Origin of the sequence: Vibrio sp. OPT46 (genome assembly GCF_015163535.1) — a bacterium.
Lineage (GTDB): Bacteria > Pseudomonadota > Gammaproteobacteria > Enterobacterales > Vibrionaceae > Vibrio > Vibrio alginolyticus.
This window is the reverse complement of the sequence record NZ_JADDYG010000060.1, coordinates 1-417: the sequence shown is the minus strand read 5'-3', so window position 1 is coordinate 417 and position 417 is coordinate 1. Positions and strand designations below refer to the sequence as shown.

The 417-nt window shown below is 46.5% G+C and carries 3 tRNA genes; all 3 read right to left on the bottom strand.

Annotated features, from left to right (window positions below):
• Positions 1-124 precede the first annotated feature (124 nt).
• The 3 genes from IQR33_RS02745 to IQR33_RS02735 all read right to left on the bottom strand — a co-directional run bounded on the left by IQR33_RS02745 (position 125) and on the right by IQR33_RS02735 (position 399).
• Positions 125-200 (bottom strand) — tRNA-Val (locus IQR33_RS02745).
• Between the two features lie 38 nt (positions 201-238).
• A tRNA-Ala gene (locus IQR33_RS02740) sits at positions 239-314 on the bottom strand.
• 9 nt (positions 315-323) lie between these two features.
• Positions 324-399, bottom strand: a tRNA-Lys gene (locus tag IQR33_RS02735).
• Between the last annotated feature and the right edge of the window lie 18 nt (positions 400-417).

The following is a 417-nucleotide window of genomic DNA, read 5'->3' as shown; positions in this document are numbered from 1 at the left end:
ACAAACATTGAGAACTTTACAAACAACAATAAATTGTTGTTTTGTCAGCTTTCCAAATTGTTAAAGAGCTAGATTTTCTGATGAAAACCATTTTTAAAAACTCTCAAGAGAGAATGTTTAAAGATGGTGGGCGATACCGGGCTCGAACCAGTGACCCCCTGCTTGTAAGGCAGGTGCTCTCCCAACTGAGCTAATCGCCCACATTAGTTTTACTTCTTAGTGGAAGAAGTTCCTCGAATGGTGGAGCTATGCGGGATCGAACCGCAGACCTCCTGCGTGCAAGGCAGGCGCTCTCCCAGCTGAGCTATAGCCCCATCGAGAAATGGTGGGTCGTGCAGGATTCGAACCTGCGACCAATTGATTAAAAGTCAACTGCTCTACCAACTGAGCTAACGACCCAATGGTATCCCGTAGGGG